Annotated in this window: 13 protein-coding genes and 1 pseudogene (1 of these 14 cut by a window edge); 2 read left to right on the top strand and 12 right to left on the bottom strand. The window is 63.4% G+C overall.

Annotated features, from left to right (window positions below):
* Positions 1–25 precede the first annotated feature (25 nt).
* The 4 genes from NR193_RS31545 to NR193_RS31530 form a co-directional block, all read right to left on the bottom strand.
* Positions 26–907 carry an aldose 1-epimerase family protein gene (locus NR193_RS31545; protein ID WP_256754574.1) on the bottom strand — a complete coding sequence of 294 codons (882 nt, stop codon included), beginning with the start codon at positions 905–907 and terminating at the stop codon, positions 26–28.
* A 173-nt stretch (positions 908–1,080) separates the two neighbouring features.
* Complete coding sequence (locus NR193_RS31540) at positions 1,081–1,797, bottom strand: Bax inhibitor-1/YccA family protein (RefSeq protein WP_256754573.1); 717 nt, start codon at positions 1,795–1,797, stop codon at positions 1,081–1,083.
* Positions 1,798–1,821: 24 nt separating this feature from the next.
* Positions 1,822–2,595, bottom strand: coding sequence for an anti-sigma factor (locus NR193_RS31535; protein ID WP_256754572.1), 774 nt, complete (start codon positions 2,593–2,595; stop codon positions 1,822–1,824).
* Positions 2,592–3,125: a sigma-70 family RNA polymerase sigma factor gene (locus tag NR193_RS31530; protein ID WP_375162757.1), complete on the bottom strand. Its 534-nt coding sequence runs from the start codon at positions 3,123–3,125 to the stop codon at positions 2,592–2,594. The genes NR193_RS31535 and NR193_RS31530 overlap by 4 nt, the downstream gene beginning before the upstream one ends.
* A gap of 242 nt (positions 3,126–3,367) precedes the next feature.
* Here NR193_RS31530 and NR193_RS31525 point away from each other — a divergent pair, with 242 nt between their 5' ends.
* Together NR193_RS31525 and mazG are read left to right on the top strand one after the other, a co-directional pair.
* Positions 3,368–4,552, top strand: coding sequence for an amino acid aminotransferase (locus NR193_RS31525; protein ID WP_256754570.1), 1,185 nt, complete (start codon positions 3,368–3,370; stop codon positions 4,550–4,552).
* Between the two features lie 90 nt (positions 4,553–4,642).
* A complete protein-coding gene (gene mazG / locus NR193_RS31520) occupies positions 4,643–5,467 on the top strand; it encodes a nucleoside triphosphate pyrophosphohydrolase (RefSeq protein WP_256754569.1) in 825 nt (274 codons plus the stop codon).
* Between the two features lie 6 nt (positions 5,468–5,473).
* On the opposite strand, the gene hflX is transcribed toward mazG, so the two are convergent.
* The 8 genes and pseudogenes from hflX to dusB form a co-directional block, all read right to left on the bottom strand.
* Positions 5,474–6,865 carry a GTPase HflX gene (gene hflX / locus NR193_RS31515; protein ID WP_256754568.1) on the bottom strand — a complete coding sequence of 464 codons (1,392 nt, stop codon included), beginning with the start codon at positions 6,863–6,865 and terminating at the stop codon, positions 5,474–5,476.
* Positions 6,866–7,111, bottom strand: a complete 246-nt coding sequence (gene hfq, locus NR193_RS31510) for an RNA chaperone Hfq (RefSeq protein WP_006202172.1) — start codon at positions 7,109–7,111, stop codon at positions 6,866–6,868.
* 145 nt (positions 7,112–7,256) lie between these two features.
* The gene (locus NR193_RS31505; protein ID WP_256754567.1) at positions 7,257–8,120 is read right to left on the bottom strand and encodes a D-amino-acid transaminase; all 864 of its coding nucleotides are present in this window, start codon (positions 8,118–8,120) and stop codon (positions 7,257–7,259) included.
* A 97-nt stretch (positions 8,121–8,217) separates the two neighbouring features.
* Positions 8,218–9,579: a sigma-54 dependent transcriptional regulator gene (locus NR193_RS31500; RefSeq protein WP_256754566.1), complete on the bottom strand. Its 1,362-nt coding sequence runs from the start codon at positions 9,577–9,579 to the stop codon at positions 8,218–8,220.
* A complete protein-coding gene (locus NR193_RS31495; protein ID WP_256754565.1) occupies positions 9,569–11,857 on the bottom strand; it encodes a PAS domain-containing sensor histidine kinase in 2,289 nt (762 codons plus the stop codon). The genes NR193_RS31500 and NR193_RS31495 overlap by 11 nt, the downstream gene beginning before the upstream one ends.
* A 132-nt stretch (positions 11,858–11,989) precedes the next feature.
* Positions 11,990–13,450 carry a nitrogen regulation protein NR(I) gene (gene ntrC / locus NR193_RS31490; RefSeq protein ID WP_091586407.1) on the bottom strand — a complete coding sequence of 487 codons (1,461 nt, stop codon included), beginning with the start codon at positions 13,448–13,450 and terminating at the stop codon, positions 11,990–11,992.
* Positions 13,447–14,589 (bottom strand): nitrogen regulation protein NR(II), encoded by a 1,143-nt coding sequence (locus tag NR193_RS31485; protein WP_256754564.1) that lies wholly within the window; start codon positions 14,587–14,589, stop codon positions 13,447–13,449. Before NR193_RS31485 ends, ntrC begins: the two co-directional genes overlap by 4 nt.
* A pseudogene (gene dusB / locus NR193_RS31480) lies at positions 14,586–14,764 on the bottom strand (tRNA dihydrouridine synthase DusB) (it continues 908 nt past the right edge of the window). Before dusB ends, NR193_RS31485 begins: the two are co-directional and overlap by 4 nt.

Raw genomic sequence — 14,764 nt, 5'->3', positions numbered from 1 at the left:
GCGGGCTCCCTCTCCGCCCCGGTTTTCAAACCGATCCGATCAGCCGGATCTGATAGTTCAGCACGCGCTTCGCTGCTGGCGCGATCAGCATCAGCCCAGGTTTGTCGATGAAGTCGCCATCGAAGTCCGCCGGGCTTGCAATGCCATGCCAGGGTTCGATGCACAGGAACGGCGCGCCGCCGGGCTTTGACCAGATGCCCAGTACAGGAAATCCCTGCCAGGACATCTCGATCGCCGGACCACGCCTGGCGGCGTAACGCACTCCGGTGCTGGCGGGTTGATCGAGAATGATGGCGTCATCGTCGAACAGGCGTTCGGAGAGATCGAGAGTCATGCCTTTGACAGGTGTCGGCTGCGGCGCTGCCGTGAGCAGGCCGTCCTTCAGCCGGCGGATCGGCGCCCGCTCATCGTCGGCAAAAGTCAGCCGGTAATCGGTCTTGGCCAGATCCGGCAGCAACGGCCAGTTGAACGCCGGATGCGCTCCGATTGACGCCGGCAGCGGCTGATCGCCGGTGTTGGTGATGTCGAAGCTCACGCCAAGCTGCTGGCGACCCAGCGTGTAGGTCACCGCCAGGCGAAAGACGAAGGGGTAGTGCGCGCGGGTATCGGCGTCGTCGGTGAGAACCAGCGTGCAGGATTGCGGCCCCCTCTCCGCCCAGGCAAATGGTTTGTCGCGGGCGAAGCCGTGCTGCGTCATCGGGTAGGTTCGGCCGCGATGGCGCAGTTGGTCTGCCTTCAACCGGCCGACGATCGGAAACAGCACTGGCGAATGGCGCCGCCAGGCCGGCCCGGCCTGCCAGAGGAACTCAAATCCTTGCTCGTCTTGCAGCGAAACCAGTTCGGCGCCCTGCGCGACTACGGTCGCCGAAATGCCGTCGCCATGAAGCGTTTGGCTGTCCTGTACCACATGTCCTCGCGGGCCGGTGTTGAAGGCTGGTGCGGTGGGCAGACTAGCAAAAGCTCTTTCGGACTCAAGGCGTGGCCGGGTCTCGGCAGAACGAATTGTGGCCGGAGGATCTCCCCGGCCACCTCTCTACATGTCAGACGATATTCCTCGCCCTCACCCGCAATGGACAGTCGTTACTCGCGTTCGCCGGTGAAATTCAGCAGCAGCTGGAAGATGTTGATGAAGTTCAGATAGAGCGAGAAGGCGCCGAAGACGGCGAGCTTCTGGCGCGATTCCGCGTCGAAATTCTCGGCATACTGCTCCTTGATCGTCTGCGTATCCCACGCGGTCAGGCCGACGAACACGGCGATACCGATCACCGAGATGGCGAACTGCAGCGCCGTCGAGCCAAGGAAGATGTTGACGATGCTGGCGATCACCACGCCGATCAAACCCATGATCAGGAACGACGAGAACTGGGTCAGGTCACGCCTGGTGGTGTAGCCGTAGAGGCTGGTGGCGCCGAACATGGTGGCGGCGATGAAGAAGGTGCGCGCGATGCTGGTTCCGGTGAAGACCAGGAACACGGAGGCCAGCGACAGGCCCATCACCGCGCAGAAGGCCCAGAACATCGCCTGGGCGCTGGCCGCCGACATGGTCTGCATCTTGAACGAGAACAGCATGACGAAAGCGAGCGGCGCCAGCATCACCACCCACTTCAGCGGGCTGGAGAAGATCGGCACGTAAAGCGCGGGCGTCGACGACACCATGAAGGCGACCAGGCCGGTGACCACCAGACCAAGGCCCATGTAGTTGTAAACGCGCAGCATGTGCTGGCGCAGGCCCTCGTCATAGAGGGCTCCGGCTTGGGCGCCGGCGCCCGCGCGGTATCCCAGATTGGGGGTGTTCATTTCTAATTCTCCTTTGTGGATCGGTCAGTAAAGCGTTCTGGCGAGCGTCTCGGCGGCGCGGTCGAGATCGTGGACGTCGCCTCGTGCGACCACCGCATAGGCGACCTCGCCGATCTGGAAATAGGCCGAGGAAATGTCGCCAGAGGGCGCCACCGTCGGCTTGACGACATCGAAGTTTCCCGGCCGGATGGCGAATAGCGACACCAGCCCCATCTCCTTCGTCTCGACCGCCATCTCGACGCTCGGGCCGAAACGCGACGGATAGATCTGCACGTCGCGCACCTTCCAGTCCTTGGGCAGCGACGGCATGACGATAGCGGTCGCGGCACGGATTTCGCCGGCGTTGTAGTTGGGCGCTTCCGGCTGCGACGGCATGCTCTCGCGTACCAGCGTCGTTCTGTGCGCACGAACAGCTTCTTCCAAATAGGTGGGCGGCTGCGGCGAGGCGACGACCTTCGTCACCGACATTGGCCCGATGATCCCGTTCGCCAGCCAGCCGGCGGCAATGAAGGCGGCAATGGCAGCGGCGCGCTGCAACACGCCGAAGACCCGGCCCCGGGCGAGCCCCCTCTCCAGCAGCCGCGCGGCATCCGCGGTCGCCGGCCTCGCCATGCCCCTGGAGCCGGCAAGCGCCACGCGCAGCTCGTCGCGGGTCCTCAGATCCGACATCACGCGCGCCGCAGCCTCCGGACGGGCGGACAGAAACGCCTCGACCTCGATGCGGCGGCTGACGTCGAGCTGGTCGTCGACATAGGCATCGAGGTCGGCATCGGTCACGGGATCGACAGTTGCGATCATGACGGGTCTCCAACGATCCTGAGGTGGTTTTTGGCCTTTGAGGGCGCCGCGTCCTCCATCGCGCGCAGTGCGGCGCGCGCCCTGCCGATACGCGACATCAGCGTGCCCAACGGCACGCCGCTGGCATCGGCGGCCTGGCTGTAGGAAAGGCCTTCGATGGCGACGAGATGCAGTGCCGAACGCTGCTCTTCCGGCAGGCTGAAAAAGGCCTCGCGCACCTGCGCCAGGCGCACCGAATGTTCCTGTGGCGCCGGCGTGCTGCCATCGGCAAGGTATCCGGCCTGATCGAGGCGCGCTGCTTCCGAGCGACGCGCGCGCATGCGGTCGATGAAGGCGTTGTGGACGATCGACAGGAGCCACGCGCGCAGGTTTCCGCCGGAGCGGAAAGTGGCGCGCCGCTCATAGGCGCGTACCAGCGCGTCATGCACGAGATCCTCGGCGTCCGTGCTGTCGCGCGTCAAGGAGCGCGCGTAACGGCGCAGCGACCCGAGTTGTCCAACAATATCGAAGCGTGGCATCGGCCGTTTCATGCCCTGTTTACGGAGCATGTGGGGGTTTTAATCCCTTCCCGTGCGATTTTTTCGCTCGCTGGACGACATCGTTCGCAACTGCCCTCGCCTCACCGGCAAAGCCGGGCGATCCTGCGATGCCGCCGGCGCCGATCTTTTCGCCAGCCGACCGGAGTGCCGCTTTTTGGCTTGGTCTGACCGAAACCGCTGGTGAAGCGCGTTCGATTTCCGTATCACTCCGCCGCGCCAACGGAACCGTCCCCATGTTCGAAGATCTCCAGCCAGCTCCCGCCGACAAGATCCTTGCCTTGATCGGCCTCTATCGTGCCGACCCGCGCCCCGACAAGGTCGATCTTGGCGTCGGCGTCTACAAGGACCGCGACGGCAAAACGCCTGTCATGCGGGCCGTGCGCGAGGCCGAAAAGCGGCTGCTGCAGAGCCAGGACACCAAGACCTATCTCGGCCTTGCCGGCGATACGGCCTTCAACACGGTCATGGCCAAGCTTGCCTTCGGTCCCGGCGCCGACATGACGCGCATCCGCGCGGCACAGGCGCCGGGCGGCTCCGGTGCGCTGCGGCTGGTGGCGGAACTGCTGAAGCGGACACGATCCGATGCGACAATCTGGTTGTCCGACCCGACCTGGCCGAACCACATGCCGGTGATGCGCGCCGCCGGTCTCCAGATCCGCGACTATCCCTATTTCGATGCAGCCTCGGGCGCCGTCCGGTTCGACGACATGCTGGCAGCGCTGCGGACGGCAAAGAGCGGCGACGTGGTGTTGCTGCATGGCTGCTGCCACAACCCGACCGGCGCCAACCTGGACGCGGCTCAGTGGGAGGCTGTTGCCGGTCTGGTCGTCGAGCGCAGCCTGCTGCCGTTTGTCGACATCGCCTATCAGGGCTTTGGCGATGGCCTGGAGGCCGATGCCGTCGGCTTGCGCCTGCTTGCCGCGAAAGTTCCGGAAATGGTTGTCGCCTCCAGCTGCTCGAAGAACTTCGCCGTCTACCGCGACCGCGTCGGCGCCGCGATGATCCTGGCCAGGGATGGCGCACAGGCCGACGTGGCGATGAGCCAGATGCTGTCGGCGGCGCGCGCCATGTATTCGATGCCGCCGGACCATGGTGCGGCCGCCGTGCGCATCGTGCTCGAGGACGCCGCGTTGCGCGCGGACTGGGAAGCCGAGTTGGAGGAGATGCGCCTGCGCATGCTCAGGCTGCGTGTCCAGTTCGCCGAGGCGCTGCGCCGGCAGTCCAACTCCGACCGCTTCGATTTCGTCGCCAGCCATCGCGGCATGTTCTCCCGCCTTGGCCTCACGGAAGCGCAGGTCGAGCGGCTGCGTGCCGAACACGGCGTCTACATGGTCGGCGACAGCCGCATCAACGTGGCCGGCCTGCCCGAGGATGGAATGGACAAGCTCGCCAAGGCAATCGTTTCAGTGCTCGACTGACGAGACCGGCACCGCGCAACTGTGGACAAGCCCCCCTTTCCCGGCTGACAGTGTTGGCCGCGAGATCGGCCGCGCGATAGCATCCGCCACATGACGCCATCGAAAGACATTTCGCGCCTGATCGAGATCATGGCTGCGCTGCGGGCACCGAAGACCGGCTGTCCGTGGGACATCGAACAGGATTTCTCGACCATCGCGCCCTATACGATCGAGGAAGCCTACGAGGTGGCGGACGCCATCGCGCGCGGCGACCTCGACGATCTGCGCGATGAACTCGGCGATCTCCTGTTGCAGGTCGTCTACCACGCGCAAATGGCCGAGGAGGCCGGCGAGTTTGCCTTCGGCGACGTCGTTCAGGCCATCACCACCAAGATGATCCGCCGCCATCCGCATGTGTTCGGCGACGAGAAAGCCCGCAGCGCCGGCATGGCCAAGGGCATGTGGGAAAAGATCAAGGCCGAGGAGAAGGCGCAGAAGCGCAGCGCCCGCCTCGCGCGCGGCCTCGACCCGGAAGACAATGGCAAGGGGTTTCTGGACAGTGTGCCGGTCGCCCTGCCCGCCTTGACGCGCGCCTTGAAGCTTCAGGAGAAGGCGGCCCGCGTCGGTTTCGACTGGAGCGAGGCAGCCCCTATCCTCGACAAGATCGAGGAAGAGATCGGCGAGTTGCGTGAGGCACTGGCCAAGGGCGACACCGCCTCCATCAAGGACGAGTTCGGCGACATGCTGTTTGCCGTCGTCAATCTCGGCCGGCACCTCAAGCTGGATTCGGAAGCGGCGCTGAGCGGCACCAACGAGAAGTTCCGCTCGCGCTTCCACTATGTCGAGCAGGCCCTGGAAAACTCCGGCAACACGCTGGAAAAGGCTGATCTGGCCGAGATGGAAGCGCTCTGGCAGGAAGCAAAAACCGCGAAGTAGTATCCACTACCCGTTGTTTTTGCGATGCAATCTGCTTTCGATCTCTTCACGGGCGGTTCGCGTGGCCTTGAGCGATATGGTGGCGCTGCCGTCGTCATTGTCGGTTCGCGAAACGACATCGCCATTGCGATAAAGCCAGTCGACAAGACCGAACTGGGCCGGCTCGATCGTCACCGTCAGGTCTTCGAGCTCGCCCGCCATCCGGGTTTCGATGATCGCCTTCAGCGCATCGATACCTTCGCCGGTCACAGCCGACACGGCAACCGGCGGCGCCTTGCTGGTGTCGGCGCCGTTGGCAAGCAGCCGGCTCCGGTTGCCTTCGTCCAGCCGGTCAATCTTGTTCCAGACCTCGATGACCCGCTTCGTATCTCCGGCGTCGACGCCGAGGTCGGCCAGGATGCGCTCGACATCCTCGGCCTGGGCGGCGGTGTCGGGATCGGAAATATCGCGCAGGTGAAGGACGAGATCGGCCTCGACCACCTCTTCCAGCGTCGCGCGAAAAGCCGCGATCAGGTGCGTCGGCAGGTCCGAGATGAAACCGACCGTGTCCGAAAGGATGATCGGCGTGCCATGCGGCAGGCGCACGCGGCGAAGCGTCGGATCGAGCGTGGCGAACAGCATGTCCTGAGCCAGGACGCCGGCTCCAGTCAGCCTGTTGAACAAGGTCGACTTGCCGGCATTGGTGTAGCCGACGATCGCCACCACCGGAAACGGCACCTTCTTGCGCTTGGCGCGGTGCAGGTCGCGGGTGCGGCGCACGGTTTCCAGTTCATGCTTCAGCTTGATGATCTTGTCCTGGAGGACGCGCCGGTCCGACTCGATCTGCGTCTCACCGGGACCGCCGAGGAAGCCGGCGCCGCCGCGTTGGCGCTCGAGATGGGTCCAACTGCGTACGAGGCGGCCCTTCTGGTAGTTGAGATGGGCAAGCTCGACCTGCAGCGTGCCTTCCTTGGTGCGGGCGCGTTCGCCGAAGATCTCGAGGATCAGCCCGGTGCGATCCAGCACCTTGGCGTTCAGCTCTTTCTCGAGATTGCGCTGCTGCACCGGCGTCAGTGGGTGGTCGACGATGACCACTTCCGCATGACCCTCTTTGACGATTTCGGCGAACTCAGCGACCTTGCCACTGCCAAGCAAGGTCGCCGGGCGCGGATCGTTGAGGGTAACCACCGCCGTGTGGATCAGGTCAAGGTTGATGGCGCGGGCAAGGCCGACCGCTTCGTCGTGGCGGGCCTCGGCGGAGCGCGTCAGCCGCGGACGGTTGGTATCATCGTCGCCGCGCGGCTGGCGGGTAAGCACCGGCACGATGACGACAGCCCGGGTCGGGCCCTTGGCTTCCGTCCCGGGATGATGCGCTGGTTTTCCGCGAACCGTATCGTCCGCGTCTTTCTCACGAGCCAATCAGGCGCCCTGGCTTTCCTCACCATCGAACATCTGAACCGGCTGGCTCGGCATGATCGTGGAAATGGCGTGCTTGTAGACGAGCTGGGAGTGACCGTCACGGCGCAACAAGACACAGAAATTGTCGAACGAAGTGACCACGCCGGTCAGCTTCACGCCGTTGATGAGAAAGATGGTGAGCGGGTTCTTGCTCTTGCGAACTGAATTCAGGAACAGGTCCTGAAGGTTTTGCGATCGTTCCGCCATTGTTCTTGTCTTTCGCCGATCCCCTTCGGTTTGCAAACCAATGCGCCAAATTGTCAGGCACATGTCAAGCGCGCAAACACCGTCTTGTCGTCAGTAACGACAAGCAGAACGAGATATATTGATGTTCATTCCACCTGTGCGGTTATCAGGCTGGACTTTTTTCCGCAATGTCAAAAAAGGCTTGCCGCAACGAAAGTGTTATCGAGCCGGGGTGGCCATTGGCGACCGGATCGCCGTCGATGGCCACGACCGGCATAGCGATTGTCGTTGCCGAACTGATGAACGCCTCGCGCGCCGCCTTGGCCTCGGTGACGGAAAAGCCACGTTCTTCGATCTTCAAGCCGAGCCTGGCCGCCACTTCAAACATGGTCGTGCGGGTGATGCCGCGCAGGATGCCATGTTCGGCCGGCCTGGTGACCAGGACGCCATCCCGGGTGACGATCCAGGCGTTCGATGATCCGCCTTCCTTGACGTTACCGTCTGTGTCGACGAACCACGCCTCCTGCGCGCCGGCTTCCTTGGCCTTCTGCTTGGCCAATACATTGGGCAGCAGTCCAACGCTCTTGATGTCGACCCGGTCCCAACGATTCTCCGGCACGGTAATGACCGCGATGCCGGTCTCGGCCCGCTTTGCCCCGGCAGCGGGATCGGCCTTCCTGGCGGTCACCACCAGGGACGGCTTGGTATCCGCCGACGGGAAGACAAAGTCGCGGCTGGCGACACCGCGCGTGACCTGGACATAGACCAGACCGTTGGCGACATGATTGCGGTTGACCACTTCGCGCATGATGATCGGCAACACACCTCGCGTGACAGGCCAGGCGATCGACAATTCGGTCAAAGACCGATTGAGCCGGGCAAGGTGGCGCGGCATGTCGACGATGAAGCCACGCGCCACCTCGCAGACCTCGTAGACACCGTCGGCGAACTGATAGCCGCGATCCTCGATGTGCACGGAAGCGTCCGCGTGAGTGACGTAGCGCCCGTTGACATAGGCAATGCGCGGCATTGGCGACCCCTGGAAACTTATCGGGCTTTCTTATGCGATTCCGCCGCTTGCGTAACCGGCAAATGCTTGGCCCAGGCGCTGCCGACTAGACGTGGCGTCAGACGCCCAGCGACTTCAGCTTGCGATGCAGGGCGGAGCGCTCCATGCCGATGAATTCGGCGGTTTTCGAGATGTTGCCGCCAAACCGGTTGATCTGGGCGATCAGATAGTCCTTCTCGAACTGCTCACGCGCCTCGCGCAGCGGAAGCGCCATGATGTGCTGGTCGGATTGATTCGGCGTGCGCGGCATGACATCGCCGATCTCGGACGGCAACAGGTCCGCGGTGATCGGCGCATCGACATCATCGCCGCGCGCCAGGATCATCAGACGCTCGACATTGTTGCGCAGCTGGCGGACGTTGCCCGGCCAGTTGTGCGCCTGCAGCACGGCCAGCGCGTCGTCGCCGATGCGACGCGGCTTGATGCCGGCCTGGCGGGCGATCTGCTTCATGAAATTGTCGACGAGATAGGGAATATCCTCGCGCCGCTCGGCCAGTCCCGGCACCATGACCGGAACCACCGCGAGGCGGTGATAGAGATCCTCGCGGAAACGCCCGTCGGCAATCATCGCCTCCAGGTTCTGCGAGGTCGAGGAAATGATGCGGACATCGACCTTGACCCGCTTGGTGCCCCCTACCCGCTCGAACTGCTGCTCGACCAGCACGCGCAGGATCTTGTTCTGCGTCTCGCGCGGCATGTCGGCCACCTCGTCGATGTAGAGGATGCCGCGATGGGCTTCCTCGAGCGCGCCGACCTTGCGCTCGACGCCGTTCGATTCGGTGCCGAACAGCTCGATCTCCATGCGTTCGGGCGTGATGTTGGCGGCGCTCAGCGTCACGAACGGCCCGCCCTTGCGCGCCGACAGCGTGTGGATGGCGCGCGCGGCCAGTTCCTTGCCCGAGCCGGAGGGGCCGATGATCATCACGCGGCTGTTGGTCGGCGCGACGCGCTCGATGGTCTGGCGCAACTGGCTCATCGCCGACGACATGCCGATCAGATCGAAGGTTTCGCCACTGCGCAGCTTGAGGTCGGAAACCTCGCGCTTCAGTTTCGAGGTTTCGAGCGCCCGCTCGGCGATAAGGATCAGCCGGTCGGCCTTGAACGGCTTCTCGATGAAATCATAGGCGCCACGGCGGATGGCGGAGACCGCCGTTTCGATGTTGCCATGGCCCGAAATCATCACCACCGGCAGGTTTGGGTGCATCGTCTTGATCTCGTCGAGCAGCGCCAGTCCGTCCAGGCGCGAGCCCTGCAGCCAGATGTCGAGGAAAATCAGCCGCGGCGCCCGGTCGGCGATCGCCGCCAGCGCGCTGTCGGCATCGAAGGCCGTGCGGGTTTCGTGACCCTCGTCGCTCAGGATGCCCGCGACGAGTTCACGGATGTCTTCCTCGTCATCGACGATGAGAATATCAGACGCCATTACCGACCTTTTCAGTTTCTCTTTCGTTTTCCGTCCTGCTTTCGCCGCGCGGCGGCGTGGCTGCGGCAGCCGGGGGCAGGATGATGCTGATCATCGCGCCCCGCCCATTGTGGAAATCCGCGGGCGCGTCATGAAGTTCCAGCCTGCCACCGTGGTCCTCCACTATCTTCTTGACGATAGCGAGACCGAGCCCGGTGCCCTTCTCGCGTGTTGTCATATAGGGCTCGAGCAGCCGTTGACGATTCTCGCGCGGCAGGCCTTTGCCATTGTCGATGACGTCGATGCGAATCGCGCCATTCTGGCGCCCGGCTTGAATCCGGATTATGCCGTGCGAACCGTCCTTCTGTTCCAGTCCATCGATCGCTTCGGCGGCGTTCTTGATCACATTGCCGAAAGCCTGCGCCATCAGGCGGCTGTCGAACGTGCCCTTGAGCGGCTCGTTGCCGAACTCGCGTTCGAAAGCAATGTCGGCACGGCTGACTTCGACCAGGAACGAAGCCTCGCGCAGGGATTCGCGCAGGTCGATGACTTTCATCTCGGGCTTTGGCATGCGCGCGAAAGCCGAGAATTCGTCGACCATGCGGCCGATATCCTCCACCTGCCGGATGATTGTGTCGGTGCACTGATCGAAAATCTCGCGATCCTCGGTGATGACCTTTCCGAAGCGTCGCTTGATGCGCTCGGCTGAAAGCTGAATCGGCGTCAGCGGATTCTTGATCTCATGCGCGATGCGCCGCGCCACGTCTGCCCAGGCGGAGGAGCGCTGGGCCTGAACCAGATCCGTGATGTCGTCGACCGTCACGACATAGGATTTTTCCTCCATACCGTCGTCGCCGGCCTCGATGGTGATCTGCACGTTGAAGGTCCGCTCGGCGCCAGCGCGATAGAAGGTCACCTGTTCCCGGTAGACAGGCTTGCCGGACTTGCGGCCGATCTCGAAGACGCGGCCGACATGCGGCAACACGGCGGACAGGTTCTGTCCAAGCGCGGCGCTGGCGGACAATGCCAGCATCGCCTCGGCCGAGCGGTTGACGATGGTGACGATGCCGTAGGGATCGACACCGATGACGCCGGCGGTGACGCCGGCAAGCACGGCCTCCGAGAAGCGGCGCCGTTCATCGATCAGGTCCTTGGCGGACAGGATCTCGTTGCGCTGTGATTTCAGTTCCAGAAGCATCTTGTTGAACGTGTCGCCGAGCGAGGCGACATCGCCATCCGAAGGTCTCACAGGAACCGCAACGTCGAGATTGCCGGTCGCGACCTCATCGGCGGCGCCTATCAGCTGACGAATGGGCCGCACCAGGCGGTCGGCGACGGCGATACCGGTCCAGATGGCCGACAGGATGATGATCAGCGTCAGCGACAGATAGGGCAGCGCGAAGGCCACCTGCGAGGTGCGCCTGTTATCCTCGAGACCGCGATATTCGTCGGTATTGGATCTGACGATCTGCCGCGCCTTGATCACTTCGGGGTCGACGAGGCGAATGGTGTAGAGATAGAGCCCCTCGATCTCGCGCAGCTTGACGATGGCGCCCATGATGTTGCGTGTTTTCGGCTCGATCAGCACCGGCTTGCCGTCGGCGGCGCTGGCCACGGCGCCTTCCGGCGGCTCAGGCATGGCGAAATCCGTGTCGGTCTTGGCGCTCATGACAAAGGAACCGTCCGGCTTGATCAGCGCGGCATGGGCCAGCGACCGGCCTACGGCTTCCTTGTTCATCAGATCGAGAAAGCCAGTGCGATCAAGACCGTAGAGCGTACGCGACGCATCGAGATCATAGGCCATCGACAGCGTCGTGCCCTGGAGGTTACGGGCATTTTCCTGGACATAGGCGTCGGCGATCGACAGCGACGAATTGACGATCGTCTTGGTGCGGATCTCGAACCAGCGGTCGAGGCCGATATCGAGCGTGATCGAGGCGATGATCGCCACCATGATGGCGGGAATTGCGGCGACCAGCGCAAACATGGCGACGATGCGCACATGCAGCCGCGAAGCGGCCTTGCCGTGTCGGCGCGCCATCAGAATGCGATGTACTTCGCGTCCGACCAGCGCGATGAGGAAGAGGACGAAAGCGGCATTGAGCGCAATCAGCGCCAGCGTCGTCGACTCGTTCGGCGTGATCGGCGTGGCGCCAACCAGGATGGTGAAAGAGATCGCCGCCGTGACCAGCGCGCCCGCGACCGCGACGATGCCGGGCAGCGCAAGCAGCCGGCGCCCGTCGCGCGCGCCGGGTTCGCTGAAAAGCGGTTCGTTGAGAGTCGGTGCCTGCGGAGCCATGTCGCCGTCTAGAGCCAGTGATTGCGTCGGATGTATGCAACGCATTGTGGCGATTATGCAACAAGTGTGGCCGCGACGGAAATGTTTCGCGGTCCGTCCCCCGAAAAGAACCTGGGCTCGGATCCGGGTTGATCAGGACTGCCGCGATGATTTGTAGACGTTGACGCCGAGTTCGCGAATCTTCTTGCGCAGCGTGTTGCGGTTGAGCCCCAGCAGTTCGGCGGCCTTGATCTGGTTGCCGCGGGTTGCCGTCATCGAAGCCAGAACCAGCGGATATTCGACCTCGGACAGAATGCGCTGATAGAGGCCCGCAGGCGGCAATTCGCCGGCAAACGATGCGAAATAGCGTTGCAGGAAGTGCTCGACCGCCTGGCCAATCGACAGGTCGTCGGGAATGAGGTTGCCGCCGCCAGGCACCACGGGGCGTTCGCCGGTCTTGAGCTCCGCCTCGATGATCTCGGCGGAAATCTCGTCCTGCGAATAGAGTGCGGCCAGCCTGCGAACGAGGTTTTCCAGCTCTCGCACATTGCCTGGCCATGGATAGCGCTTCATCAACTCGATGCCGCCGGAAGAGATGCGCTTGGTCTGCAGACCTTCCATCTCACCCAGCTTGAAGAAGTGTCGGACGAGATCGGGCACGTCCTCGGAGCGCTCGCGCAGCGCCGGCAGCCGGAGTGGCACGACGTTGAGGCGATAGAAAAGATCCTCGCGGAAAAGCCCCTGATTGATCAGCGTGCGCAGATCCTTGTTGGTGGCGGCGACGATGCGCACGTCGGTCTTGATCGGCGTGCGTCCGCCGACCGTCGTGTACTCGCCCTGCTGCAGGACGCGCAGCAGGCGCGTCTGCGCCTCCATCGGCATGTCGCCGATCTCGTCGAGGAACAATGTGCCCCCCTCGGCCTGTTCGAAACGACCGGTGGAGCGGTTCTGCGCGCCGGTGAAAGCGCCCTTCTCGTGGCCGAACAGTTCCGATTCGATCAGATCGCGCGGGATCGCCGCCATGTTGATGGCAACGAACGGCCCACCACGACGGCGGCCATATTCATGCAGCGCGCGCGCCACCAGTTCCTTGCCGGTGCCGGATTCGCCTGAAATCATCACCGTCAGGTCGGTCTGCATCATGCGCGCCAGCATGCGGTAGATGTCCTGCATGGCCGCCGAGCGGCCGACCAGCGGCATCGCGTCAGGCTGTTCTTCCGGCCGCGCATCGATCTTCGGCCGCCGCGGCTCGGAAAGCGCCCGGTTGACGATGTTGAGGAGCTCGGTCAGGTCGAACGGCTTGGGCAGATATTCGTAGGCGCCGGTTTCGGACGCGCGAATCGCCGTCATGAAGGTGTTCTGGGCGCTCATGACGATGACCGGCAGCTCCGGCCGTGCCTTCTTGATGCGCGGCAGCATGTCGAAAGCGTTCTCGTCCGGCATCACCACGTCTGTGATGACCAGATCGCCCTCGCCCGCCGCCACCCAGCGCCACAATGTCGAGGCGTTGGAGGTGACGCGCACCTCATGGCCGACACGCGACAGGGCCTGGTTGAGGACTGTGCGGATCGCCGCATCGTCGTCGGCGACGAGAATATTGCCGCGAACCGTCATTTGCGGTCTCCTTCACCGTCTTCATCGGCACCGAATGGTGTTTCCTTCCAGGCCGGCATCAGGATGCGGAAAGTGGTTCCGCGCGGTGTCGATTCGCATTCGATGATGCCGCCATGCTCGCCGACGATCTTGGCGACCAGCGCAAGCCCCAGCCCAGAGCCATTCGGCTTGGTGGTGATGAAGGGATCGAAGAGGATCGGCAAGATATCTTCCGAGACGCCGGAGCCATTGTCGCGCACGCAGAATTCCAGCGGCAGCGATACGCGGTCCTGCGTGCCTGGAACGGAAACGCGGATGCCCGGCCGGAAGGCGGTCGACAGGACGATTTCGCCCTGCGGGTCGCTGCCGATCGCCTCGGCGGCGTTCTTGACCAGGTTGAGGAACACCTGGATGAGCTGATCGCGGTTGGCAAACACTGGAGGCAATGATGGATCATAATCCTCCAGGATCTTGATCCTTTTAGCAAAACCGTTCTTGGCAATTGCCTTCACATGATCGAGCACGACATGGATGTTGACGGGGTAGCGATCGATCGGCCGCTCGTCGGAAAACACCTCCATGCGATCGACCAGCGACACGATGCGATCCGTCTCGTCCGTGATCAGCCGGGTCAGCGCGCGATCCTCATCGGAGGCGGACAGTTCGAGCAACTGGGCGGCGCCCCGGATGCCGGAGAGCGGGTTCTTGATTTCATGGGCAAGCATTGCCGCCAGTCCGGTCACCGAGCGCGCGGCGCCGCGATGCGTCATCTGCCGGTCGATCTTGTCGGCCATCGACCGCTCCTGGAACATCACCACGACGGAGCCCGGAAATTCCGGCACGGGCGCGACGTAGAGATCCACGACCTTCTCAATGCCCAGACGCGGCGACGACACGTCGACCCGATACTCGTTGACCGGAGCCCGACGCTCGCGCACCTGATCGACCAGTGTCAGCAGCGGGCTGCCAAAAGGAATGAGTTTGGACAGCGTGTTGCGGGCGAGCATTGTCGCGCTCGAGCGAAAGAAGTCCTCCGCATCGGCGTTGGCGAAGGTGATAAAGCCTTCCTCGCTGATCATGATCACCGGACGGCGGATGGTGTTGAGCACGATCTGGGCGGCATCCGCCATTTCAGCGCCCTGGCCAGCGGCGGCGTTCATGCTGCGCTCCGCAGGTTCAATGGTTGCGGATCGCGCGAAAACACATCGCGAAGCAAGGCAATGACACGGGCGGGCTCGAACGCCGTCAGGATCGCCTTTCGGCTGTCGTCAGCGACAGCGCCGGCATGGCGATCGAGATACCAGATCGGAAACCAAATCGGAGAAGCGTCGTTGT

The organism is Mesorhizobium sp. Mes31, from assembly GCF_024519675.1.
GTDB lineage: Bacteria > Pseudomonadota > Alphaproteobacteria > Rhizobiales > Rhizobiaceae > Mesorhizobium.
This window is presented reverse-complemented; position numbering and strand designations above follow the sequence as displayed.